Origin of the sequence: Allorhodopirellula solitaria (assembly GCF_007859855.1) — a bacterium.
Lineage (GTDB): Bacteria > Planctomycetota > Planctomycetia > Pirellulales > Pirellulaceae > Rhodopirellula > Rhodopirellula solitaria.
Genome location: NZ_SJPK01000002.1, coordinates 503186 through 528735 on the forward strand (window position 1 = coordinate 503186; position 25550 = coordinate 528735).

At 59.4% G+C, this 25550-nt stretch carries 13 protein-coding genes; 4 read left to right on the top strand and 9 right to left on the bottom strand.

What is annotated here, in order from left to right:
- The first annotated feature begins 18 nt into the window (after positions 1-18).
- Positions 19-2322 (top strand): AMP-binding protein, encoded by a 2304-nt coding sequence (locus CA85_RS05160; protein WP_246112520.1) that lies wholly within the window; start codon positions 19-21, stop codon positions 2320-2322.
- A 220-nt stretch (positions 2323-2542) separates the two neighbouring features.
- Here the strand turns inward: CA85_RS05160 and CA85_RS05165 are convergent, their stop codons facing one another.
- The 8 genes from CA85_RS05165 to CA85_RS05200 form a co-directional block, all read right to left on the bottom strand.
- A complete protein-coding gene (locus tag CA85_RS05165) occupies positions 2543-2764 on the bottom strand; it encodes an addiction module protein (RefSeq protein ID WP_146390222.1) in 222 nt (73 codons plus the stop codon).
- 284 nt (positions 2765-3048) lie between these two features.
- Positions 3049-3447 (bottom strand): hypothetical protein, encoded by a 399-nt coding sequence (locus tag CA85_RS05170; RefSeq protein ID WP_146390223.1) that lies wholly within the window; start codon positions 3445-3447, stop codon positions 3049-3051.
- Positions 3448-3585: 138 nt separating this feature from the next.
- On the bottom strand, positions 3586-6864 hold the full coding sequence (locus CA85_RS05175) for a serine/threonine-protein kinase (protein WP_146390224.1): 3279 nt from the start codon (positions 6862-6864) through the stop codon (positions 3586-3588).
- A 103-nt stretch (positions 6865-6967) separates the two neighbouring features.
- Positions 6968-7873, bottom strand: a complete 906-nt coding sequence (locus CA85_RS05180) for a 1,4-dihydroxy-6-naphthoate synthase (RefSeq protein ID WP_146390225.1) — start codon at positions 7871-7873, stop codon at positions 6968-6970.
- Positions 7870-8715, bottom strand: a complete 846-nt coding sequence (dapB, locus tag CA85_RS05185; protein ID WP_146390226.1) for a 4-hydroxy-tetrahydrodipicolinate reductase — start codon at positions 8713-8715, stop codon at positions 7870-7872. Before dapB ends, CA85_RS05180 begins: the two co-directional genes overlap by 4 nt.
- 49 nt (positions 8716-8764) lie before the next feature.
- Positions 8765-10441 carry an alginate export family protein gene (locus tag CA85_RS05190; RefSeq protein WP_186774754.1) on the bottom strand — a complete coding sequence of 559 codons (1677 nt, stop codon included), beginning with the start codon at positions 10439-10441 and terminating at the stop codon, positions 8765-8767.
- A gap of 222 nt (positions 10442-10663) precedes the next feature.
- On the bottom strand, positions 10664-13279 hold the full coding sequence (locus CA85_RS05195) for an alpha/beta hydrolase-fold protein (protein ID WP_246112521.1): 2616 nt from the start codon (positions 13277-13279) through the stop codon (positions 10664-10666).
- Positions 13280-13354: 75 nt separating this feature from the next.
- Complete coding sequence (locus CA85_RS05200; protein WP_146390227.1) at positions 13355-14413, bottom strand: glutamate--tRNA ligase family protein; 1059 nt, start codon at positions 14411-14413, stop codon at positions 13355-13357.
- A gap of 128 nt (positions 14414-14541) precedes the next feature.
- On the opposite strand from CA85_RS05200, the gene CA85_RS05205 reads away from it, so the two are divergent.
- From CA85_RS05205 to CA85_RS05215, 3 genes are read left to right on the top strand one after another with little or no spacing between them, the layout of a single operon-like run.
- Positions 14542-15087, top strand: coding sequence for an RNA polymerase sigma factor (locus CA85_RS05205; protein WP_186774755.1), 546 nt, complete (start codon positions 14542-14544; stop codon positions 15085-15087).
- Positions 15084-17924 carry a vWA domain-containing protein gene (locus CA85_RS05210; protein WP_146390228.1) on the top strand — a complete coding sequence of 947 codons (2841 nt, stop codon included), beginning with the start codon at positions 15084-15086 and terminating at the stop codon, positions 17922-17924. The genes CA85_RS05205 and CA85_RS05210 overlap by 4 nt, the downstream gene beginning before the upstream one ends.
- Positions 17925-17982: 58 nt before the next feature.
- Positions 17983-24924 (top strand): threonine/serine exporter family protein, encoded by a 6942-nt coding sequence (locus CA85_RS05215; protein WP_146390229.1) that lies wholly within the window; start codon positions 17983-17985, stop codon positions 24922-24924.
- A gap of 170 nt (positions 24925-25094) precedes the next feature.
- Here CA85_RS05215 and CA85_RS05220 read toward each other — a convergent pair whose 3' ends face one another.
- Positions 25095-25391, bottom strand: a complete 297-nt coding sequence (locus tag CA85_RS05220; protein WP_146390230.1) for a hypothetical protein — start codon at positions 25389-25391, stop codon at positions 25095-25097.
- Between the last annotated feature and the right edge of the window lie 159 nt (positions 25392-25550).

The following is a 25550-nucleotide window of genomic DNA, read 5'->3' on the forward strand; positions in this document are numbered from 1 at the left end:
CGCTGTGGAGATTTTTCTTTGAACACCTTATTGATTGTCCTGATCGTACTCGCGGTTCTCGTTGCGATTCTTGGCTTGATTGCATGGAAGTTCCCACGGCGATTTGTGCGAGGACTGTTCCGACCCTTCTTGGAGATTTTCTATCGCGGCCGAACCGTCGGTTTAGAAAACTTACCCGCCGAGGGCGGCGTGATGCTAGTCAGCAACCATGTTTCGTGGATCGATGGTATTTTGATTCTGTGGTTGCTGCCACGAAACGTTCGATTTGTCGTCGACGGCGGGAACTTCCACTCGCCGCTGGCAAAATATTTGTCGGGAGCCTTCGATACGATTCTGATGATGGGTGGTCCCAAGTCAATCGGACGGGCACTGCGGTCTGCTCGCGAGGGACTCAATAACGGCGAGGTGATCGGGATTTTCGCAGAGGGGACAATCACGAGAACGGGCCAGCTTCAAGCGTTCAAACCGGGGATGACGAAGATTCTCCAGAGGACCGACGCTCAGGTCCTGCCCGTTCATATCGAAGGGATTTGGGGCAGTATTTTCAGTTTTTCAGGAGGCCGGTTTTTTAAGAAATGGCCCACCCAGTTCCGACGCACGATCACCCTATACATCGGGGAGCCACTGCCGCCGGAAACTCCGATCTCAACCATTCGCTCACGCGTGCAAGCCCTGGGATCACGCGCTCAGATTGACAACCGAGATCAGTTCCCCGTTCTCGCCCAACGCGTCCTGCGATGCTGGCGGCGGCGTGGAAAACGGCTGCAAGCTGCCGATTCCCTGGGCGTCGAAGCGGGCGGCCGGACCCTGTTGATCCGTACTCTGGCGCTGCGCCGATGCCTGCGCCGCGAAGTCTTTTCGGCTGATGAGCAGTTCGTAGGCGTGCTCCTGCCGCCGAGCGTTGGCGCCGTTGCGGTCAACGTCGCATTGGCAGCGGATCGGCGGGTCAGTGCGAATTTGAACTATACCGTCAGCAGCGACGTGATGAATCACTGCATCCGGACCACGGGGGTCAAGCACGTTTTGACAAGCGATCGGTTCCTGGAAAAACTTGACCTCGACCTCGATGCCGAGATCGTTTCTCTCGATGAGCTCAAGGAAAAAGTGTCCCTGGGTGACAAGATCGTTGCCACGTTGCAATCAACGATCGTGCCCGCTTGGTTAACCGATCGTATTCTCGGGCTGCACAAGATCGTCAGCGATGATTTACTCACGGTGATTTTTACGAGCGGTTCGACGGGGATGCCCAAAGGCGTGTTATTGTCTAACGCCAATGTCAGTCACAATGTCGATGCCGTGGGCCGCGCTGTGCGGCTCGATCGAGACGATACCATTCTCGGCGTGCTGCCGTTTTTCCACTCCTTTGGTTACGCCGTCACCCTGTGGGCAGCCCAGACCCTCGGGCCAGCTGGCGTGTATCACTTCAATCCGCTCGACGCCAAACAGATCGGCAAGCTGGTCGAAAAGTACAAAGCCACCGTCTTGCTGGCCACGCCAACGTTCTTGCGTGGTTACCTGCGACGTGTCCCGCCGGAACAGTTCCAAACGCTTGATGTCGTCGTCGTCGGTGCGGAGAAAATGCCGCTGGATCTGTTCGAGAGCTTTGAGAAGAAATTCGGTGTGCGCCCTGTCGAAGGCTACGGCTTGACGGAGATGAGCCCTCTCGTCAGCGTGAATATTCCCATCTCACGATCGATGGCAAAGCATCAACCCGATCGCGCCGAAGGCAGCGTGGGGCGACCGCTGCCGGGGATCTCTGCGAAAGTCCTATCTCCCGACGACCACAGCGAACTCTCGACCGGAGAGGATGGGTTGCTGATGGTGACCGGACCCAACGTGATGTGTGGTTACGCCGGGCAAGATGAGCTAACACGGAAAGCCATTCTGGACGGTTGGTACAGCACCGGAGACATCGCTCACGTCGATGCAGATGGATTCCTGTACATCACAGGACGCTTGAGCCGCTTCTCGAAGATCGGTGGTGAGATGGTGCCGCATCTCAAGGTGGAAGAAGAGATCGCGAAGATTCTCGTCGAGGGCGAAGAAGATGATCAATTGCGAGCCTGCGTCACGGCCGTTCCCGACGAAAAGAAAGGTGAGCGATTGATCGTTCTCTACACAGAAACCGCCAAGACCGTCGACGAGATCCGGGAGAGTCTCCGGGCAGCGGGATTGGCGAACCTGTTCATTCCCGGAAACGATGGGTTCGTCCAAGTGGATGAGATTCCGCTCCTAGGCACCGGCAAACTCGACCTCAAAGCTGCCAAGGATCTGGCGTTAGCGAAAACGTCGACCAAGACGAGTGCGCCCGTGGTTGACTAGCCCAACCACGTCCTCGGTCGTCGCCGCGGAAGTGCCGGAGCAGTCATTCGCGAAAGTGGAGTGGGCGGTGAGTTGTTGATTACCCACGAGTATCCCGAAGGGATACTTCTGGATATGGAGCAGCTCGTTGGTTCGTCCAATACGACACGTATTCCTCCCCCATTCCTAAGCCGTCGCAGCCGACAGGTCGTCAGCCACGAGCGGGTGAATGCGAAGCAACTCAGCCATCGACATGCCGCCACATTTCGTCGCGATCAATCGCGATGGACGGATCGGCCTTCAGCTCTGCGCTGCGGCGTTGGGCTTCTTCTCGCTGCCAAGGCTGGAGCACAATTGGCTCATCGGACGCACCGATGTCGGATGAGCCGATTTTTCTCACAGATGCGGCTGTGCAAGATGCTGTGATTGCAGGCGACGCACCCAGCGATCGAATGATCGACATCTGGGACGAGCCCGCATGGGAGCGGGCTGAATGCTCTATTTTGCTATTCGCAAAACGCGGATTCCCGTTGGACGAGCGGGCAGTCGGTTGAAGCCGAGGCGCGCAAACGAGCGGGTGGGCGGCGCTACCCGGTGCCTTACGGCACTCCGCTCGAGTTTGCTGCAAGCCGACTGGGGCTCCCGTTTCGTGGCTAGCCATCAGGACTGACGTCCTGGGCTAAACCTCGTAACGATGCAAGAAGGGCTGTTCCCAAAGGAGGCCAGTGCCCTTGCTCAGACAGGCTCTCAGTCGTCCAGGCCCGCGTCGGTGGCGGGGAGTTCGTGAGCTTTGATCTTGGCGCCGAAGGCGCGGCCGTCGGTGCTCTTGAGCTCATTGGCCTTTTGGAAGCCGGCGAGAATCTTGGCTTTGGCTTCCTCGGGGTTACTCTTGATGTATTCCTTGGGGAAATCCTCGGCGCTGAGGAATTTTTTGACGGCCTTGCCGTACTCGTTGCGGACATCGTCCTTCTTTTCACCCTTGACGTGGCAAATGTAGCAATTCGCCTTCCTCACGGTTTTCTTGTATTCGTCGGGGAGTTCGGATTCCATGATCTTGGCCTTGAATTGCTTGCCGAATTCGCTAATTGCGAAAGAGGGCGTGGCAAACAAAGCGACGAGTCCGAACATCAGAGCCAAACGTTTCATTGAGGTTTCCTGGGTAACTGGGTGGGATGTTGAAGGTGGGAAGATGAACAGCGGAGCTGATCACGGCACTATTAAAGTCACAGGACGGGGGAAAAGTCAAATGGCAATTTTCAAGAAGCGGCCAATCCGACCGTCCCGCTAGCGTGATTCGGAATCGCGCGTGTCTGGAATAGGCTCCTGGAATGTTCGCTGCATCGGCAGATTGGGCAAGTTCTTTTCACGAAAACCGGCAAATAAAGAGCCGTCTTGTCGAAAATCGGCCGGAATCAGCTGGCTGACGGGAATTGATTCTGGCAAAGGCTCAGACCAACGCACGACCCAGCGTGGTGTTTGGTCATCGGCCCAGTTCGGTGAATTGGCGATATCTGCCAAGGCATTCATGGTTGTCGTGGCGGTTTGCCCTGTTTCATCACGCAGCAGTAGCAAGGGGTCGCTGAGGGTGGTGTCTGTCTCATAGGCGTTCGACGCCCCGCGAATTCGCAGCCAGGATTGGTCGCGATCTTCGCGAGAAATGCCACTGATCTCTACTTGTGGCACGCCGCGATCAATGACGAAGACACTTTCTTCGGCCTGCCGCTCGATCGACACCGGATAGGGGGCGCTGACGCCCAATCGCATCTGCAATAGCCCCCGCGGGATGTCAGCGGTGAGACGTTGCAATGACAGCCGAATCGACCCCGATTTGGGTTGCGGTGGGAAGATCGATCCACCGGTTTCAATCATCCGACCGGACACGGCCAAGAGCCCGTTCTCCCAGAGCAACTGCAATTCAGCGGCGACGTCCATTCTCAGCATCGAGATTTGGCCGCGGATGATCACGTTATACAGTTCGAGGGAAACCAGCGGCATGGATTCGACCCTCTCGCTGGAGGCTCTCGATGGCCGCGGTTCCGTTGCGGGCACGGATTCGGGGTCGGTGATCACACTAAAGGCGTGGATGTCTTCGCGGCGCGACGGATTATCGATTGTGATGGAACAATCGGTCAAGCGAACTCGTCGGTTGTCGTTCATGGCGATCATTGCGCCGCCGTCGGTCTCGCTGGCGGGGACGGTCCAGTACATATGGAGATCGACCAATTCAATCCGGTTGGAGCCAATGGTCAGCATGTCGCTGCGCTGCATATTGATCTCACCTTGGGAGGCAAACACGATGGCAGTGCCTCCAGGTGCAGACGAGGAGATCACTAAGTCGTCCTCGGCAACGATGACAGGGCCCGTGGTGAGGATCGGGGTATCAATTTCGATTCTCCCGACATGGTGTCGCTGCGCCAAATCCAGTGCTTCTTGCAGGGTCGTCGCCAGCACCACGCCTTCCACTTCGGCTTGCCCGGAAAGTGCTGGCACGGATTCAGCCGCAATGATTCGGATCTGATGCGGCGGATCGAGGATGGTCGTGCGATTGAGGCCTTCGGGACCGGTCGGGAGCGACCCCATTTCCATCGACGACGGACTGGACCGAGCCAGGTCGGTGAAGGCTGGGAAAGGCGTCGGAATGGTCAGTGGGACGCCCACCTCTCCGCTGGCCGGGAGTGGGAAGCTACCTAGGCTCGGCGGATCGCTCGGCAAGTGGCTTTGCTCGCTCACGTCAACAGCAGCACTGGTCGCAGAGGGGCTCGTGCTGCTCGCCTCTGGGTCAGCGGTTGTCGAGCCCGGGTCGTGCGTGAACGTGGGCGAAAAATTTTGTTCAGCCAGCGCCCGGCCTGTTGCCGCTCCGACGGCGACCATGGGGAATGTCGACCCCGGCGAGGCACCACCGAGGGCTTCCAAGCCTGCTCTCGAATTGATTTCTGCGAGCGTGGGGCGGGCGGAGTCGCTCAGCGCCTGGCCCGGCACCATGAACTCGGTCGAGTCCGTCTCCGATGCTGCTGCCGAGCTGTCGCTGCTCGGCGTGAGTGGGGCCGATGCCACGGCACGATTCGCGGGCGAACCCGAGCGAAGTGTCGAGGCGTCCGGACGGCTGGCGTCTCCTTCGGCAGTCGCCGATCCCGATGATGTCGATGGTTGAAGGGGGCGAACGGTCGGCGCAAAGAGTGGGGCCGTATCCGGTTCGCTGGCGACGTCGGGCGTTTCAGCAGGTTGGCTCACGGGCGGCGATTCGAATGCCGTTTCGGAAACAGTCGCGGCAACTTGTGAGCTGAACTCACGCCGTTGTTGCGAGGAGAGCACTTCCAGGGCCAGAGCGCTGCTGACCAGTACGACGGCGGCCACGACCCACGGCAGGTGACGCAGGAGTCGCCACAGGAGCGGGTTGTCCCCCGCCACGGTGACCACGTCGACGCCCCGGCTGCGGCGAAGGTTCTCGTGGCGGGCCAATTCCCGTAGGTCCGCGATCAATTGCTGTGAATTCTGGTAGCGTTGCTTCGGCTTTTTAGCCAGCATTTTGCGAATGATCGCCGCGAGCTCGTCACTGGCATCTTCGCGATGGTCGCGCACGTCGGGGATCGCCGCGTTGCCGTGGCTGAGCAGTTTCTGCAACATCGTGCCACCGGGATAGGGTGGCGACCCGGTGAGCATGTAGTAGAAGGTGCAGCCGAGCGAGTACAGGTCGCTGCGGATGTCGGCCAGTCTCGGATCGTGGGCCTGTTCAGGTGAGATGTAGTCGAACGTGCCGAGCGTCACACCGCTCGCCGTCATGTCTTCGCTGGTCTCAAAATTGTCCGAGCGGGCCAAACCCATATCGACGAGCTTGATCGAACTCTCTTCGGTAACGACGACATTGGACGGCTTGATATCGCGATGCACGATCCCTCGCCGCGACGCGTGACCGATCGCTTCAGCGACCTGGGCGGTGTAGAAAACCGCATCGTCGAGCGACAGGGGGCCGTTCTGCGAGACGATATCGCGAATGTTGCGACCATCGATGTATTCGAAAACAATGTAATACCACGGCCCGTCGTTGCCGACTTCGAAGACGCGAGCGATGAGCGGGTGATCCAGCTTCGCGGCGCTTTGAGCTTCATTGCGAAACCGCCGCTGCAAATCGGGGTCACCCTCAGCAAAGGGGACCACTTTCACTGCCACGGTACGTCCCAGCCGATCATCGACGGCGCGGAATACCGCGCCCATTCCGCCGCCACCGATCTGATCGAGCAGCTCGAAATGATTCAAGCGTTGGCCCTGCAGCTCCCGGGTGAGCGAGGCGGGGGTGTGATGTGTCGGTCCACGCAGCGATCCGCTGCCAGAGCCCTCGGCTACCGATCGGCTCGAACCCTGCCCGCCCTGCGGCGCAGCGGATTGACGACGAGAGGAGCCACCGGACAAAGCTCCAAGCGGATCCTGGCGGATGACCGTTTCAGCGGCTTCCAACTGCTCCGCAGCACTGTCAAAATCATCGTTCTGGACGCGCAAACCTTCACCAGTCGATGCGGCGCGATGCACCGTCGAACCGTTAGGTCGGATGATAGACGAGGAATCCATGCAGCCGTGCATCGAGCAAAAGAGTAGAAAAGACGCGGTCCTTCACCACCAGGTAGCCTAATTGGTCCATGGGTCGATGGCAACAATTTTCGGCTCCCAGCAACTATAGAACGCGTAACCCTGGCCGACGTTCTTGCGGGCCTTTCTCTTTTTTCGACAATTGCGCCATTTCTTCCAGTGCATGCCTTCCAGTGTCGCCTAGGTTCACCGTCCAGTCATTGACATAAAGATCAACGTGCTGCATGAGGACTCCGTCGTCCATCGATTGAGCGTACCGCCGCATCGCGGGGAGGGCCGTCTCGGGGGCTTGGCGAGCGACCGCCAGCGAGCGAGAGATCACCTGGCTGACTCGCTGCATCGTCTCGTCGTCGTGCTGCTGACGCATGACGATTCCCCCGAGCGGCAGCGGGCATCCCGTCTCGCGTTCCCAACGCTCGCCCAGGTCGGCGACGCGGTGCAGGCCAGCGGTCTCGTAGGTGAATCGTCCCTCATGGATGCAGACGCCGAAGTCTGCCGTCGCGTCCACCAATCGCGGCATGATGTCCGAAAACACCACGTGTTCGACCGGCGTCGTGTTGGGATAGAACAGATCGAACAACCACTTGGCGGTTGTATGTTCGCCGGGGCAAAGAGTCAGCATGTGGGGCTGGCCAGGAACACATTGCTCGGGCGAGGTGTCCGGCTGGCTGGCTAGCAACAAGGGACCGACGCCGAATCCGAGCGCCGAACCGACCGGTAGCACCACGACTTGGTCCGCCAGCGAGAGGGCCGCGTGGAAACTTGCTTTGGCGAGATCGAATTGCCCCTCGAGCAACCCCCTGTTGAGCTGGTCGATATCGAGTAGCTCGATCTCAAAGGCGAGGCCATCGGTATCGACACGTCCCTCCAGCAGCGCGGCGAACGCAAAGGTATCGTTGGGACAGGTGGAGATACCGAGATGCAGTGCGGATTCGCCGTCGCCGCCCCGAGCGGGGCCGACGCGAACGCGCTGGGGTGCCGGTTCACTCATTTCGCGGCGTCGGCCATGCCGAGGACGTCGAACATGTTGTAGAGCCCGGCGGGCATGGGCTTGCCGTCTTGTCCACGCATCAACCATTTCGCAGCGGCGAGTGCTCCGGCGGCGTAGCAATCGCGATTGCTCGCGGCGACATTCAGTTCGATCCGTTCGCCGAGCATGCCGAAGACGATCGTATGTTCGCCGGGGTTATCGCCCACGCGGATGGCATGGTATCCGATCTCATTTCGCGTTCGTTGGCCGGTATGCCCCTCGCGTCCGTGAACGTGCATGACGGGCGGGGCCTCGTCCATGGCCTCGCCGATCAATTCGCCAAATTTCAGCGCCGTGCCGCTCGGTGCATCGGCTTTGAAACGGTGGTGGCGTTCGAGGATTTCGATGTCCACGCCGCCGGCGACGTCGCGGAGCGCCGACGTGATTTGCTGGGCCATCCGCATCGACAGATTGACTGCCAGAGACATACTCGGTGCCCACACAATTGGAATGGATTGCGCTGCATTGGCGAGCGATTGCTTTTGCGATTCACTCAGACCCGTGGTGGCGACGACGAGTGGGCTGGCGTGGGCGACACAGTGAGCCACGCAGCCGTCGATCGCTTCGGGTAGTGAGAAATCGATGACGATGTCGACATCGCTCGGCCAGTCCGGAGAAATCGAGGCGTCGACAGGAGCGATGCCGGCAACAGTCCCGGCGTCTTGGCCGACTTTGGGGTGGTGGGCATGATCAATTGCCCCCACCACGGTGAAATTTTCACCGTCCTCGGCCGCCAACGCGACTACCCGTTGACCCATCCGTCCGGCAGCCCCATGGACTGCGAGTTTGATTGTATTGCTCATGCCTGACAATCTAACCGGAACCGGTTCAGCCGCCCAGGATGCGTGGCTGTTAATAGCGGGTCGTGTACTGGAAGTAGAAGAAGTCGGCGTCGTTCTTCCCGTCGGCTGGCCCGATCGTCGGCGCGTCGTAGTAGTCGCCCGCGTTGAAGTGCGAGTAGCCCAACACGACGTTGTTGCGTGGATTGATGTTGTAGTTCAGCAACACGTCGATTTCGTGGCCGAGGTCCTTCGATGCCGCGGGTGTCGTGGTGTTGTAGGGGGTCATGACGACGCTGTACGGTGTGGTCGCTTCGACAAGCCGAAAGTAGTGATACCACAAGATCAACGAAACCTTTTCGGTCAACGGTGTTTGCGTGAACACGTTGAAGTCATCCAGGTTGCGGCGACCGAACAAGTCCATGAACCCGAGATACTTGTGAGCGAGCGGATAGAGGTGATCGTAACCACCATCGCCCTGGCCGACTTCGTTGAAGTCCTTTTCGCCCGATGCTCGGTCCCAGCGGCACCACACCACGGGGCTGAAGAAGTCTGTCTCGATGTTGCGACCCAATCCAGCCGAGAAGAAGCCTGCCGAGTGTCGGTCGTCGGTGGCATCGGAACCAAACTGATAGGCGCCTTCGAAATCGTACAGTGTTCCGTTGTCGGTCGCTCCGCTGACGCGGCTGCCGAGGGTTTGTTCGCTAAAGCCGATAAAATGATTGTCCGAACCGAGGTAGTAGGACTCCAGTGTTCCCAGCGACGTGTTTTGCTGGGTCAGGTAGGTTCCATAGAACTGAATGTCGGAACTGACGTCATCGGAACCTTTGGGATCCACCCGCACCAACTCCGTCCAGAACGCATCGATCGACGTGTCGCCCTGTTGATAGTTACCGCGGACACCCTGGAAGGTCCGTCGCGTGTTGGCCCAGTCCAGTGGCGAGACGGTGCGTTGGGCACCGAAGAGTAACTCTTGACGGCCCAGCCGGGCGGTCAAGGTTCCGTCGGGCCCGTCGAGTAGCTTGACGTCCACAAACAGGTTCTGGATGTCGAAATCATTCTCTTCGATCGGCCGGGGGGCGTAGATTTCACCACCCGAGTTCGCGTCGAGCGCTTCTGCGTAGATTCGAAAAGTGTCGTTAATGTGCCAGTCCGCGTACAGGCGGTTCCGGGTCAGCCAGAAGGTGTCATCGTTGCCGGTAATGCCCAGGCCTCGCATGTTGCGTTCGTCGTGATACCGATAGCGAGATTCGCCCCCGAGACTCAACGTGCCGTAGCGAGTCTGGATGTTCTTGAAGCAATCTGAAAAGTAACGAGGCCCGTTGTAGTAAGGGTCATCGAGGTACGAGAAGTTGTTTGCGTAGAACACTCCCGCATAGGCACCTTTCATCTTGGCCATCGCGGCGGCTCGCTTCTCCTGGACGCTTTGGGACGAGGAGGCGGCTTGGGTGCGGGCGGTGGCCGGTGGTGGTGCGGTTGCTGGAGCTACCGGTTCGGTGGATGGGCTCGCGGGCTCAGCACCGTCGTCTCGCCCAGGCTCCTGTAGCTCGGACGGGTTCGCAGACGAATCGGGGTTGGATGATTCGGCAACGCTGTCCACATCCTGTGCATTGGTCTGCACGAAGACGGTTTCCAAGCCGTGGTCGCTAATCGCTTGTGCGTTGACATCCGTGGCCGACCAGGTAATCAGCACAAGCGATGGTATCGTCACCGAAATCCATTGAGTGCAGCGGGGCAATGCGACTTTCATGGGTGCGTCCTTACAGGAGAGCGTATCGTGGCTTAGAAATCTCGCCGCTCAGTAGTAAACACGTCGTCGTTTCGCATCCTGCAAGACGATCCGCTGGTTTTCACTCGAGATAGAATCGCTATCGGCGCATTCGACCCGATAGCAGAGTGAATCTCTCGGTAGCCGATGGCGATCGCCGATAATGCGACGGCGATATCGCGCAAGCCGTGAGAACCGGCAAACTCAATCACCGGTCGAGGGCGAGATGTTCAGAAGCCGTCGGTACACCGCATTCCCGTTGGTAACGTAGAGATACTCATGGTCCGGGCCAGCGAGAATGCAGCTCGTTATGGGCCGGGACGGATTCGGGCTCGGCAATATTCCGCACAATCGCCCGGTGGGATCGAAGATCGCGACACCGACGGCACTGGTAACATAGTATCGCCCGGCCTTGTCCACGGCCGACCCATCGCCGCGTGATGCGGTTTTGTACGGTGGCGGCTCGTTGAAAGCAAATGTGCCGTCTGGATCGATTGGCAGTCGCATGGTCATCGTCGGCATCTTGGCGTCGAGCGTCGCGTCCTGAGCGACTCGAAAAGTCCACGTCCACGGACCGCCATAGTCCGAAACCGCAAGCGTTCCCCCATCGGGTGAGATCACGATGCCGTTGGGCCGCGTGATGCCAGTATCGACCACCGTGGTCTGTCCGGTTTGAGGATCGATACGGGTCACCTGTTGAGCGTTTGTCTCGGTAATCAGGATGTCCCCGTTCGCGGTGATCGCGAGGTCATTGGGGGTGACATTTTCAGCCACGCTGCGGACCTTGCCAGTGGCGGGATCGATCGCAATCACGCGTTTCGATGCACCCTGGCAGCCATAGAGCGTCCCATCGGGACCGAATTCGAGACCGCTGACGGCCAGGGGAGCGATCGATTCCGGTTCGCCTTGATTGTCGGCTCGATGACGGTAGATCGCCGGTGCCCGCATGTCGGAGAAGTAGAAGTTCCCATCCTGATCGCTGCAGGCCGCGTCGGCGAACCCGACTTCCTCGGCAACAACTTCCCAGGATTGCCCGGGGATCAGGAGATTGAGTAGCGTTAAGTCGCCGCGCAAGTCGTCCGACGTATCGATTGGAGGCTCGTGCGTTTGCTCACGCCACAACCATCGCATGGCGTCGGGGAAGCGGGCGCTGCCGTAATCCGCATTGTGCGCATAGCCTTCGGCCCAATCAAAACGCACGTCATACCCCATGTACTTGAGGCTCGATGCCATCCGGCGGTTTGCCCATGGCCAACTGCCAAAGGCATTGTCGATATCGCCGCTCGTATCGGCCATGTACACGCGGATTGGCTTCGGTTCGGTCTTTCGCACCAGGCCAGGATACGCGTTGCCACCGCGGAGGTGGGTGAAGCTGCCGACGCTTGAGTAAACCTTGGAGAACTGTTCGGGCTGTTCCCAAGCGGCGGTGAAGGCGCAGATCGCACCCGAACTCGATCCTCCGATGGCCCGCATCGCCGGGTCTGGTGAGACGTTGTATTGCGATTCGACCGCCGGCAGGATTTCTTCGAGGAGGAATCGCGAGTAGCGATCCCCCAAGCTGTCGTACTCGAAACTGCGGTTGGATGATTTGTTTCGCACTCGCTCGCGATTCTTGTCGTGTCCCGGGTTGATCAGGACGGCGATCGTGGGTGGCATCTCGCCGCGTGCAATGAGGTTGTCAAAGACGATGGGAACACGCCAACGTCCGTCTTTATCGGCAAACCGCTTGCCATCCTGGAACACCATCAACGCCGCTGGATCGCCGGCGTCATACTGCGCCGGCACATACACCCACCAATCGCGCACGGTGTTTTCAAAGATCTCGGATTCCCAGACTGGCATCTTGATCAGTTTGCCTTGCGGGACCCCTTCGCGGGCGACCGCGTCGGCAGCGGGTTCCCAGGCTGGTTTCGTTTCCAGGTTTTCGCGTGGGTCGCTCTCGGCACTATCGTCCCACAACCACCGCAGCGCCGCGGGGAATTCTTCGCCAGCGTATCGGCCGGTATGGCCGCCCTCGGTGATCACGAGTTTGCTGCGGTAGCCCGCGAATCGCAACGCGGCCGCCATGTCCTGATTGGCCAGGGGCCAGTTCCCGAATAGATTATTGAGGTCATCTTCGCCATCCTGCAGATAGACTTTGATGGGTTTCGGGTTGTCTTTCGTTTTTCGGATCAAGCCGGGGTAGGCCCAGCCACCGCGGATATTGGTGAAGCTGCCGATATTGCTGAGCACCTTGCCGAATTGATCTGGTTTCTCCCACGCGGTTGTCCAGGCACAGATGCCGCCTGATGAAATGCCACACACGGCTCGCTGTTTGGGATCGTCTGAAACATGGATGTCTCGGATCGCCACCGGTAAAAGCTCATCGACCAAGAATCGGGCATAGCGATCCGACAGTGAATCGTATTCAAAGGATCGGTTGCTGCGTTTGCGGGCGCCGGGTTGGGTGGCGGGGATCGAGCCAGGATTGACGAACACCGCGACGGTGACCGGCATCGCGCCCTCAGCGATCAGGTTGTCGAAGACGGTGGGAACCCGAAACGCTCCATTGGGTTTGGCATAGTTCAGGCCGTCCATGAACACCATCAAGCTGGCAGGCTTTTCGGGGTCGTATTGAGCGGGTACGTAGACCCGGTAGTCACGCGTCGTGCCCGGAAACACTTCGCTCTGGTCGAAAACTCCCGATGTGACCTCGCCGTGAGGCACGTCGGGCTGCACCCTTCGATCGGCTGCGTCCGGATGCTCGGCGGCAACCAAGTAGCCGGTAGCAGCGAACTGGAGGACGAAGGCGAAGGCGAGCGAAAGCGGTATTTTCATCATGTGACCTGGTGGAGGAAAATCGTATCATCGTCGCTGCAACGGTGACAATCAACAGTCCACCAACGTTTCGATTCTCTAGGGATAACGAACCTGATCGGGTGACAATTGCGACCACTCCAATCTCGCGATCATTTCGGCGTGCCAGCGAGAGAGATTCCAGTCCGCGGTCTCCCCGGGACTGGGGAGGCTATTGAGATCGCTCATCGCGGAGCGGGCAGCCCAGCTGACGATGCTCTCCGGGGCAACGCCTTGATCACGATAATGCGACAAGCGGGTGTCGCCATGACGTTTGGCCAATCGTCGTCCGTCTGCGCCGACAACCAGGGGAACATGGGCGTAGCGTGGTGTCGGTCGATCGAGGTATTCGTAGATTTGCATCTGACGGAACGTGCTCAGTAGCAAGTCATCGCCGCGAACGACTTCGCTCACGCCCGCTTGGATGTCGTCGACAACGACGGCGAGTTGATAGGCGGCTGGGCCTTCTTTCCGCGTCACGGGGAAGTCGCCGATTGCGGTGGCGGGCTGACAGCCTACTGTCCCGACGACCAGGTCAGTGAACGATTGATGCGATGGGTTCGAGCGGAATCGCCAACAGTAGGTGACCTCCTCGGGCAGCGGATCGCCAAGCTGCCACCCGCTGCAGGTGCCCGGGTAGATCGTAGATTCCGCCGGGAGCGATCGCTGGGGCGGGGCTTGGGCGGAGGTGGCATCGCCGGCGGGCGAGTTTGCCTGCGAAGTAGGCCGAGCGGTGGCGCGTCTTTGAGGACCTGAGGATTCGTGAGGCGCCGAGGAGGCGGTTTCGATATCGCTGCGGGAACAGGTGCAGGGGTACACCCGATCGTCGGCGATCATGCGGTCGAGCACGTTTCGATAGAGTTCGGTGCGTTCGGTTTGGATGAGGGGGTCGCCGTCGTACTCGATCCCCAGCCACGTCAGGTCCTCGATGACCTGGTCGGTAGCCCACGGTTTGACTCGCGGCGAATCGATGTCCTCGATGCGGAGAATCAGTTCGGCAGCTTGGGCCCGAGCGCTCCAGTACGCCAGCAAGAAGGTTCGAGCGTTGCCGAGATGTTGGGCTCCGGTCGGTGAGGGGGCCAAGCGGCACACCGGTTTTCTCTTTGCGGGTGTTGTCATGTTGGCAGGGGACCAGCTTCTCGGGAGCAGCGGATTTTAACAATCTACCAGATTTCTCCTAATATAATTGTGCCGGGCGAGTCTTCATGGGTGTGAGGATGGTTATGGCCACAATAACGACGAATATCATGTTGGAACCGACTCCTGAGGTCAATCAGACGAATTGCGAGGATGGGTGCACCCTCAGCCTGCGTGATTTGTTTGATGCTGAGGAGACACCGCTGCTGCGGTATGCGTTTTCGCTGACCGGACGCCGGGCGGTGGCCGAGGAGATTGTGCAGGAAGTGTTCTTGCTGCTGCACGGTCGCTTTGACGAGGTCGAATCCCCCCGGTCGTGGCTATACCGCTGCGTCCGCAACAAAGCATTCGACCATCTTCGCAATCATCGCCGCGAAGTGATGGGGGACACGGCACCCGACCCGCCGGTCGCCAATGAGTCGCCCGAGGTACTGCTCGAACGCATGGAAGCGACGGGGTTGCTGCGTCAGGTCTTGCAGGAACTCAGCGAGCCGGATCAGCGGCTGATACAGCTGAAGTATTTTGAAAATCTCAAGTATAGCGAGATCAGTGCGCAAACAGGATTGGGCATAGGCAATGTCGGTTATCGATTGCATCACATTTTGAAAGAACTATCTCAGAGACTCCAGCACATGGGGGTCGACGCAGCGCTATGAACGAACCATCACTCAAGCCGTCATCCGACAAGGACCTCGAGACACGCATCACTGCGGTCGTCTTGGGGGAAGCGTCCGATTTTGAGCGTGATCAGATCGAACGATTGATCGAGCAACGCCCGGACCTCGTGGCGATGAAAACACGCTTTGAGAGCGTGCACCGACTGCTGCATGGCATCGGCCAGGAACAATGGCCCGGCGATGGCGATAGCGAATGGAAATTGCCGGATCGAAAACGCGAGGCGTTGCTAGCGAAGCTCTCAGCGAAATCCGGCCAAGTCGCAACCGACGAATCGGTATCGGATAGCGGATCGCAAGACGCGAATTCCTCCATGGGGATGCTCAGTAATTTGCATGCTGCCGTTCCGGTTTCGCGTTTTACCAAGATAGCGAGTTTGGTTTGCGCTGCCTGTCTGCTGGTCGCCTTCGGGCTGTGGAAGTTCGCTGTCCCTCCTCAGATGGCAATGGTGGTATCGACACAGCAAGCCGCGAGGGAACGGACAAGCGACTTTCGGAGTGGATACGACATCGCGATTGCGGAACAGCTTTCTGCACCGGAGAGGAGTCGGCCCATGGGCCCTGAGGGCGAAGGCATCTCCAGCGGCATCGCGATGGGCAGCGGCGGCATGAGCGGCAGTGGCGGTATGGGTGGCATGGGGGGCGGCATGGGGATCAGCAGTTCCGCGCGTGATCACGACGAGATGGTTTGGGGAGTGCCAGGGCTGCCGAAAGCTCGCACGGCCACCCGATTCGGCGCCCCCAATGGACGTGTCGCTGGCAGGAAGGCCGTCTCCGCTGGCGAAGTTGACGGGCTTGGAACCGAGCAGGCCGCGCAGCTTCACTGGGGCGAGCCAGCTGATGCAGCGGCGAATCCTAACTTCGCCTACCAGGAGATTGAAGAGCAGTTGGCGGTCCCCCCGGTCGCTGCCGAGCCTCGCGCTGAGGCGGAACTTCGCCTCTTGGAAGAACAAGTGGAGTACGCTCGTGGCGCATCGCCGGAGGATAGCTCCGTGAGGTCGGATGCCTTCGGTGTTCCGACCGATGCCCCGACCAATGCCCCGACCGCGCCCGCCGATGAGGAAGCACTTTTTTCAACCTCCGGGACGGTGCGTTCGAGAGGAGCCCAAACACTGCAGCGAGAAAAATCCCAGTTTTTGAAGGACAGAATGGACATTTCAGCGGCCCAGCCGCAGTTGGGTTTGAGCGAACGGGAGCAGATTGGACTCGCCTTTGGTGATGCTTCGTCGTGGGAGAGTTTGTCGCGGCGCCGGGCCAGCGAATTGGGGCAGCGAATCGAGAACGCGCCCGGTCAGACTGCGGCGACGATGGCGCAGCCTGCGACCGATTCGCGCTTCGAAGGCGCCGAAGTAAAAGGCGTCGATAGCTTTTTCAAACACGAACGGTTCAGTGAGTTAGCGCCTCAGGAGAAACAGCTCAAAGCGAAACCGAGGAAACCCTCCTCGGACCCGCAGCCAAGCAAGCCACAGGCGGATCGGGAGAGCATTGCGCCTGAATCCAACGCAGCAGAGGATCCGTTTTCAACCTTCTCGTTGCACGTCGGTGACGTGTCCTTCAAGCTCGCTGCGGCGGCACTGGCCCAAGGCCAATGGCCCGATGCGGACAAGGTTCGCATGGAAGAATTCGTTAACGCGTTGGACTATGGCGATCCCCTGCCCCGCCAGTCCGAGAAGGTGGCATGCCAGATCGAGCAATGCATCGATCCGTTTGTCCAACAGCGGAATCTGCTGCGTGTTTCGCTGCGAACCGCTGCGGCGGGACGCGCCCCAGCGACCCCTTTGCGACTGACCTTGCTGCTCGATAACTCCGGATCGATGTCGCGAATCGATCGCCAGCAAACGGTTGTCCGCGCCTGGGAAACATTGCTGCAACAGCTTCAACCGGGCGACCTGGTTTCTCTGATCAGTTTCGCTCGAACGCCGCGTCTGCTCGCCGATCGACTCAGCGGCGAGCAAGCGAAAGAGCTCACCCGGCTGGTGGAGAATCTGCCCAGTGAAGGGGGCACCAATATCGAGGCGGCAGTGCAATTGGCCTGGGAGAAGGCTCGCGAGCAATGGTTGGAAGGTGCCCAGAATCGAATCATTCTGCTGACTGATGGAGCGGTCAATCTCGGTGATGCCAACCCCCAGCGGTTGTCAGGTCTCGTTCAATCGATTCGCGACACAGGGATCGCCTTTGACGCCGCAGGCATCAGCGCCAACGGGCTCAATGATGAAGTCCTCGAGGCGCTCACTCGCAAGGGCGATGGACGTTACTACCTGCTCGATTCCGCGGAGTCGGCCGACGCCGGTTTCGCTCGCCAGATCGCTGGTGCGCTGCGACCGGCGGCGATGAATGTGAAGGTTCAGGTCGAGTTCAATCCAGAGCGTGTGGGCAACTACCGTTTGCTGGGGTTTGATAAACATCGGCTCAAGCAAGAGGACTTCCACAACGACAAGGTCGATGCCGCCGAAATGGCGGCAGCGGAAGCGGGTGTGGCGCTCTATCAGTTCCAAGCCAAACCGGAGGGCCAGGGAGACGTCGGATCGGTTTCGGTGCGGTTTCGTGACATCTCCACGGGCCAAATGCTCGAACGTCGCTGGCCCATTCCTTACCAACCCAATGCACCGCGAGCGGACCAGGCACCGCAGTCCATGCGTCTTGCCACTGCGGCGGCGCTGTTGGCGGCGAAGCTCGGGGGGCATCCACTCGGGGCAACCGTCGAGCTGAAATCGCTCGCCGAACTGATCGCGGGGCTGCCACCGCAGCACCGCGTAGCCAACCGAGTCAACCAGCTCGAGCAAATGATTCAACAAGCCCGCCAGATTGGTGGGGAGTGATCCCTGTCACCCCGCATGCCTTGTCGTCGAAATGTCCTGTTTTGGAATGCTTTGTCCTATGAATACCCTGCTGTCATCTACCACGCTTCGGCTGTTTGCGGTGCTCGCGATTTCGCCCTTCATTGGCGGAGCGGTTCGCGGGCAAGACGAGGCTCAGCAAACGAGTCCTGCCAAACCGATTGATATCGATAGTTCCGCTGGCGACAAAGCGATGGCAACGATTCTAGTCGAGGCCCATGGCAAACTACCCGAGCCGCCCGTCTTCTATACAACCCAGTCCCATGCCGAGGCGAACGTGACTGCCCGGCGCGTCGAGCAATCCATCGATGTGGACATCCGGGTCATCCAAGGCCATGCCGAGACATTGATTTTGGGCATTCATGGTGACGGTGAGATTGTCGACGTCACCGATACCGGGCAGGCATTGCGGTCGTGGTCAGTCCGGCAGGCCGATGGGAAGCGGTACCTGGATCTTCAGGTAGCCGAAGAGACGACAGAGATTCAGGTGAACGTTCAAGCTCGTTCCTCTGATTTTGAACTGCCCGCAGACACCGATCTGTTGCATCTTACGGCGGGCGAGTCCGTGGGGTTTGATTCGAACATCCAGATCGACGATGCAGAGGGCGTGCAGGTAGTGGTTACGGAAGCGGATGGCTTTGTCCCTGTTTCAACGGACGACGGGGTGAGACGTTTTCAAACGACGGTTGGAGGTCGGCTGCGTCTATCGGTCAGTCGCAGCGGCACGTCGCCTGGGCCTGTGGAGTGGATCGATACGCAGTTGCATGGCGTTCTCGACGCTGAGAGTGATTCGATGCAGTTCGAACTTCGTGGTACCGCAGAGGTCTCTCAGGCTGGCGAAGAGGTTGTTGTGCTCGGTGGGCGGGCGGCGATCAGTGAGGTGCCCGACGATCCCAATTACCGAGTGCGATTGGCAAACGAGGACGGGCAGCCGGTCTACAAGCTGTTCTTTCCTGAAAGCGGTAGCTTCCCCATCACGATCCACTTTGTCGCCGGTCTGGCCAAAGCGGAGGACGCCAATCGCGGTCTCGATTTCACCGTTGCCGCAGGGAGTGTTGTGCCATTGACCTTGGAGGGGCTGGGGGCGGATATCGAGTTCGCTCGTAGCCGGGAGTTCGTTTCGCCCGAGCGCCGTGAGGATGCCTGGATCGGTTTTTTGCCAGCGACTGGACACGCTCACTTGCGGTGGAATCCGGCGAGTCAGGCGGGCGAGGGCAAGCTCTTCTTCACGACCTCCGGACAGATCGAAGCGAAACTCAGCGCGGGTCTGCTGCGTCAGGACCACCAGCTCAGCTACCATGTTCTACAGGGCGAAATCAAATCGCTGCAGCTCCGTCTGCACGGGCCTGGAGAAGTTCTCGACGTCCGAGGTAGCAATATCGTCCGCTGGGAGGTGACCGGCGAGGGCGAACAAAGAGAGCTGCACGTCACGCTCAGCCAGCCCATGACGGGCGAGAGTTCAATCCATGTGCGCAGCCAGACCCCGCTCGGTGCGTTCCCCATTCGCGTTGCCGGGTTGCGACTCGAGCCCGTCGGTGCGATTCGATACTCGGGTCTGCTCCGGATTATCAATTCCGGATCGGTGCGACTCGAACCGATTGAACTCGTTGGCTTGACCCAGTTGTCACCGGATCAATTCCCCGGTGACGCGGCCGATGCGCGACAGGTTTTCGTGTATCGATATCCGGCTGCCGAGTATGCCTTTGCGGTGTCTGCTGACCGCATCCAACCGGAGGTTGACGTCTCCGAACTGGTGGTCTATGAGCTGTCCGAATCCGACCGGACGATGCATGCCAACATTGAGATGGACATCCGCGAGGCCCCGATTCGAGAGTGGGACTTTGCCATCCCGCCGGACTATTCCGTTGTCGCTGTCACGGGCGCGAGTGTGGCTGACTACGTGACAGCATCGGAAGTCGAAGGGGAACGCCGCAACTTGAAAGTTCTCTTTTCGGAAGACGTCAGCGGTCGTCAGCTCGTCGTGTTGCATTTGGAGAAAAGCGAAGCCGCTGTGGAAGCCGATTGGGTGTTGCCCCGGATGGAGTACCCAGGAACGAAAACGGTTCGTGGCGACATTGGTATCAGCGTTGCCGCTGGATTTCGTATCTCCGTCGCCGAGAGCGAGCAACTGACAGAGAAACCGCTGGCGTACTTCCCTCAACCCTCGCCACGACTGCAGCATGCATTTCGAATTCGCCAGCCCGATTGGTCGGCGACGCTGCATGTCGAAATGCTGCAGCGGAGCGTGCAATCGGATGTATTCCATCTGTACTCGTTGAGCGACGAAACGATCTATGGCAGTGCGCTGATCAACTACTTCGTGACCGGTTCGCCGGTGTCCCAGTGGAAGATCACGGTGCCTGAAAAGCTCGGGAATCTGACCGTTGACGGGGAAGATGTCCGGACCTGGCGGCGAGACGGTGACACCCTCGTCATCACGCTGCACCAGGCCGTGATGGGAGCGAGCACGGTGTTGGTGACGTTTGAGGAAAAAACGAGTCCACCCGATGGCTCATTTCGCGCCGGCGTGATCACTCCGCTCGACGTGCAAAGCGAACGTGGGTACATCCAGGTCGTCAGCCCCATGCAGGTGAAGATTGAGAGCGAATCGGTCTCCGATGATCTGTTGAAACTCGACCCGCTCGAATTGCCTGCCGAGCTGCGACTTCTAACAACGGCGCCGCCGTTGGGAACGTGGCAATACACGGCGCGACCGTTCGATTTGAATCTTCTCGTCGAGTGGTTCCAGCCGGGCACGATGGTCTCTCAAGTGGTGGAGTTTGCTGACGCCGACAGTCACGTTTCCGCCGACGGGGAATTGGTGACCAATGTGACTTATTTCGTGAAGTCTCGCGGCCAGCGGACGTTGAGGGTGCGATTGCCCGAGGCCCCGGTGCGTCTGTGGGAGGTGTCTGTCGATGGTACCCCGGTGACCGCCCGACAGGCGGACGAGTTCACTCTGATCCCGTTGCCAGGCGGCGCGGACCCGAATGTCCCCGTCGAAGTTCGCTTGCGATTGGGCAAGCCGAGTGTGAGTGAATCCACGCCCGAGTTGATGTTGCCGAGCGTCGATGCACCGCTATTGAAAGTGCAGTGGAGCATTGTCGGAGATGAGAACCGTGTGTTGGCGCCGGGGCGTGGGACGGTGTCGCCGCCACGGCCGGTTTTGCCGGCATCCGGTTTGGAATGGACAGCGCGTCATGGATTGGCATCCATGCTGCTGATCACGTTGTTAACGGGAATTGGTATTTGGGGGCGTGAGCAATCGCAGTGGATGCAGGCCGCGTCGCTGGTCTCGCTGGCGATCGCGATCGGTATCACGCTGGTCACTGCTTTGGCGGCCGTCGCCAGCATCCGAGCTCCGCTGCCCCTGCAATTAAGCCTGCCGATTTTATCTGCCGGGGCGCCGATCGAATTGAATGTGTTCAATATTCCACGCTGGCGTGCCAACCTGTCATGGCTCGGTTTGGCGGCAATCGTCGCTGGCGTCGGGTGTTTGGTGTGGTCGTTTCTTCGCCAGGCTTGGAACAAGCGAATTCGCTGGATTGCTCTGCTCGTTATGGCGCTAGGACTGCTGTGGCAAGGTGACACCGCCGGATGGTTCTTCGCACTGCTTGCTGTGGCGATCTTCCTGTTTCTGTTTCTCTCACCGGCCTGGCAGATGATGCGTCGTATATCGGATCGCTGGGGTGAGCACCGCCGCTCGCGACAGGCGGGCCCCGACGGTGTCTCCGCGTCGCCACCGGCAACGGCCATCCTGTTGCTCGCCTTGCTGACACTTCCCGCTGCGACCTGTTTCGCCGTCGTGCCAGACGGCTTCGTAGCTGCCGATTCGATGACGCAGGAGTGGCACGTGACCGATCACGATAAACGGCTCAGTGCCACCGGCACGATGAAAGTGTCCGGGAGCACGGGCGATCAGTTTGTGCTGCTCAACGCACCAGCGGTTTTGACGCAGTTCGACGGTGGAGGTTTGCGGTTAAGCAAACGTGAGATTCCGGGCCAGGGACTCGCCTATATTGTCAGTATCCCAGGCGGTGAGGACGCCGCTGAATCGCGTCGCTACGAAGCCTCGTTTGAATACCAGCTTGAGGATGTCGGTCCGCAAGGGAGCATTCCCATCCTCAGTGGTGACGCGGCATTCGCCGAGATCCGTTTTCACTTCGACCAATCCGGTTGGCAGGTGCACAGTCCCAATGCGGTGCGCATCGAAGCGGTGGCGTCGGAAGGCTCGACCCAGGCCGTTGTCTTGCTCGGCCCGGGAGAAGCGAGTTTATCGCTGAGCCCTCAAGACCGCGATGTGGCGACCGAGCAAACTCAGTTTTACGTCGAAGCATCGCAACTGTATCTGCCCGCCCCCGGCGTGGTCGATGGGCGGCATCGGCTGCATATTCGTCCGTCGCAGGGACAGGTCCGGAGCCTGCGTGTGATCATCCCGGAAGGGGTGACCGTCAGCAGCGTTGCGGGCCCGATTGCGGCCTGGCAATTTGATGCCGATCGCGGCAATTTGCTGATGGAGATCTCACCACCTCAGTCCGAGGCGTTCGATATCATGGTCGAGACCCAACGCGGCCTCGATCCTTTGCCCAGCGATGTCACATTGGCACCGCTACGTGTCGCCGATGCGGTCGGCGAGGTTGGCTTTCTCGCGGTGGCGTTCGGCTCCGACGCTCAGCCTGAGAAGTTGACACCGCACGGTCTGTCCGTTGTCAATTTAAGTGATTTCGACACCAGTTTATTGCCGAGCAAGGACGCCGTCTTGCACCGCGTGCTGCGTTACGGCAGCGATGGAGGTGATGTCGTTGCACGAATCGCACCGGTGGCTCCCGAGGTTCGCGTGACCAGCCAACAGGTGTTGTCGCTGGGCGAAGAACGGATGGTAATCGGAGTGAATTTCCATGCCGAGATCACACGAGCTGGTCTGTTTCAGCTCAGCTTCCCGCTACCTGCTGGGTTGGAGGTGGAGTCGCTTTCAGGGCCTGCTCTGCATCACTGGTCCGAACGCAGTGAAACGGATCAGCGAGAGATTGTGCTCCATCTCAATGGGAAAACCATCGGGATGCAGAGTTTCTCGCTGACTTTGACGGGCCCCTCGCCCGCCGACGTGCCGCAGTGGCAGGTGCCGCGCTTTGAATTGAATGAGGCGGCCCGTCAAAGCGGCGGGTTGGTCGTCCGTCCGGCTACCGGAATTCGTCTCCGCACGATCTCACGGCAAAACGTTTCCGAGGCCGATGTAGAGTCGATGACAGAGCGAGCAACGGTCGCCCCAACGCCCGGCGGACTCGCCTATCGCTTGTTGCAGCGTGACTGGACGCTGGTTCTCGGCATCGAACAGCTTGCCCCTTGGGTGACCGGTCAAGTCATGCAGGATGTGACCCTGCGGGAAGGCCAAACACGCACTGCCTTGGTAGGCACCTTCGAAGTACAAAACGCATCGATTCAATCACTGCAAGTCAGGCTGCCGCTTACCGATGAAGACGAGATCAAGACCTTGAGAGCGAGCGGCCGTGCGGTCAGTGATCTCGTTCGCACAGCGCCCGATTCCGATATCTGGGAGATCCAGTTCAAACGCCGCGTGATTGGTGACATCGACTTCCGCATCGAATACGAACGACGCGGTGATCGGGAGGGCGAAATCGAAACGGTGAGGCCAGCAGCTTTCCCGCAAACACGCCAACTATCCTACTACGTTGCCGTCCGAGCCGGCGGCCGCTTGGAACTTCGCCACGACGAGTTACCCGACGGTTGGCAGCGCGTCGACTGGAACAGCGTCCCCCCGTCACTGGTTGACGCGGGCACACGGTCCGCCCCTGTGTTTACACTCCGCAGTGTCTCAGCGAGTGGGAAACTCATCGTGCACGCGGAGCGGCATGCGCTCGCTGATGCCCTGAAACTACGTGTTGCCAAAGGTTCGTTGACGACCGTTCTCTCGCCAACCGGTGATCAACTGACTGCGGTTGAATTGACAGTTGATGTGATCCAACGCAGTAGTCTGCAGGTGGGGCTTCCCGCAGGCGGGGAACTGTTCAGCATTTTCGTCAACGGCGAGAGCGTCCACTCCATCCGTCAGAGCGGTGACACGCCGCTGTGGCAGTTCACAATCTTACCCGGGATGGATGACCGCACCGCAGATGTGCGTTTTGTCTATTCGGCTAACGGCGATGACATCCGTGATCTGGTGCTGATCAGCCCTGAATTGAACGTACCTTTAGAAAACATCCAGTGGAGCGTTGTGGCGCCGCAGGGATTTGAACTCGTTGACCAGGATGGCAACCTCGAGTTGGTGCGGCAGAGTAAGCAAAACGACTACGACCGGCGTTCGTATATCGCGTCGGCCAGCAGTGCGAGGCGAGCCCAAGCGGAAAGAGCCGCCGCGTTGTTCGCAAAAGCCAATCAGTTGCTGCGAACCGGCGAGCAATCCAAAGCGAGTTGGGCACTCCAAAGTGTGACCAATCAACATGCCCTTGACGCAGCCTCCAATGAGGACGCGCGGATCCAACTGGAAAATCTGCAGACGCGGCAGGCCATTGTTGGTCTCAATACCCGTCGCCAAAGGATTTACCTTGACAACAACCACGAGGAGCCCGGAGGGGGCGAGGATCAGCAACTCCGTGCTGCTGCCGGAGGGAACCCTGTGCTGCAGCAGAACAGTCTCGATATACGGCCGGGGCAGTTCAGTGACCTACTCAGTGGCAATACCACGCAGGACAACGCTTTTCTGCAACGGATTGCGGCGAAATTGGTCCAGCATCAGCGGACGGCAGAACTGCCGCCTCAAGCGATCTTGATCAGTTTGCCTCGAGAAGGTGCGATCTCGACGTTCACACGGAGCGTGCAAGTCGCCGAAGGTCTGCCAATGGAACTGGATCTTGACTTCGCTTGGAAATATAGGTTTCCCATCTGGCGATCGCTCTTGGCGATCGCGTTGCTGACAGTATTGGCCGCTGCATTCGTCGCGTTAAGGCCGCGGCAGGCTGCCTAACTGGTGCCAGTCGGACGTCCACCATCGGTTGACGACTGCTTTGCCACGAGGAAACTCGCGGCGTGAGCGTGCGGCCTGTCGGAGGTGGGCGTGACCTTCTCCGCTGAGGCCGTGGGGAAATGTATCGAGTGACTCGCCGATAGACGGGAGTCTCCCGTTCCTGCGAGCTTTTAGTTATCGACTTCTTCGAGGGCGTCAGCTTTGTTCTCGCCCACTTCCTCTGTGCGATCGGCCTTCTCTTCGCCGAGTTCTTCGATCGCATCGGCCTTGTTCTCAACCTGATCGGTCACCGTGCCGGCGCGATCGCGGACATTTTCGGCAGTCTCTTGCGAAGCATCGCGAATTTGGTCAGCTTGCTCTTGCGTGTTTTCACGGACCTCATCGGCTCGCTGGTCCATCGCGGATTCGTCGCAACCGACGAGAGCAAACGTACTGACGGCCAAAAATAGGGTGGCTAGCATCTTCATCTTGTTTTCCTTTGATCTTGAATTTGGGCGACGCCCTTGAAATGTCAGAGCGTCGGTATGAAGGAAACCGAATGCAAGCAGTGTGCCAAAGACCCAGGCGCGGGACCGAGCATGCACCACGAGGCTGGTGAAATTCTCGTGAAAGGCAGCCGAATCTCT